Genomic DNA, 1081 nt, shown 5'->3' with positions numbered 1-1081 from the left:
CCAACGATATAGTCCGTTATTGCATGTGCTGCGTCGCTGAAGCTTACGTAACCCACCATCGGCACCCATTCATTCTTTAAGCTCCGGAAGAAGCGTTCCATTGGACTATTATCCCGGCAGTTTCCACGTCGGCTCATACTCTGCTTGATCCGGTATCGCCACAGTAACTGCCGGAACTGCCTGCTCGTATAATGACTGCCCTGATCGCTGTGGAACATCACTCCGACGGGCTTACCGCGAGTTTCCCATGCCATTTCCAGCGATTTCATGGTGAGTCTGCTGTCCGGTGAGAACGACATTGCCCAGCCCACGGGTTTTCTTGCGAAAAGGTCGAGAACAACGGCGAGGTACGCCCAGCGCTTACCTGTCCAGATATAAGTCACATCGCCGCACCACACCTGGTTGGGCTCTGTTACGGCAAACTGTCGCTCAAGATGATTCGGGATAGCAACGTGCTCATGACCACCACGCTTATACCGGTGAGTCGGCTGCTGGCAACTGACCAGTCCCAACTCTTTCATGAGTCTGCCAGCAAGCCAGCGCCCCATCTGGTAGCCTCTCTGGGTCGCCATTGTGGCGATGCTTCTTGCTCCGGCGGAACCATGGCTGATGCCATGCAGCTCAAGTACCTGACTGCGTAATACAGCCCGTCTGCCGTCTGGTTTTTCAGGGCGATTTTTCCAGTATTTGTAGCTGCTGCGATGAACCCCGAACACATGACAGAGAGTGACCACAGGATAACGCGCCCTGAGTTTCCCGATTATCGAGAGCTGTTCAGGGAGTCTGACATCAAGAGCGCGGTAGCCTTTTTTAATATTTCGTTTTCCATTTCAATACGTTGTAGCTTTTTCCTCAGTTCGCGTATTTCGATTTGTTCTGGTGTTATCGGAGAGGCTTTTGGTGTTTTGCCCTGACGCTCATCACGCAGTTGCTTTACCCATTTTGTCATCGTGGAAAGACCAACATCCATAGCCTTAGCAGCGTCAGAGACGGTGTAATTTTGATCAACAACCAGCTGAGCGGATTCGCGTTTGAATTCAGGACTGAAATTTCTTCTTTTCATTGGGGCACCTGTATTGTT

The 1081-nt window shown here is 51.3% G+C and carries 1 protein-coding gene; it reads right to left on the bottom strand.

From position 1 onward, the window contains the following. A protein-coding gene (locus tag COO59_RS20480; protein WP_103061466.1) for an IS3 family transposase occupies window positions 1–1063 on the bottom strand; the annotation gives its coding sequence in 2 pieces (ribosomal slippage) (window positions 1–814 and window positions 814–1063; 1064 coding nt annotated over the 2 pieces). This gene is flagged as partial in the annotation. Between the last annotated feature and the right edge of the window lie 18 nt (window positions 1064–1081).

It is taken from the genome of Mixta theicola (genome assembly GCF_002895925.1).
GTDB classification, from domain to species: domain Bacteria; phylum Pseudomonadota; class Gammaproteobacteria; order Enterobacterales; family Enterobacteriaceae; genus Mixta; species Mixta theicola.
This window is presented reverse-complemented; position numbering and strand designations above follow the sequence as displayed.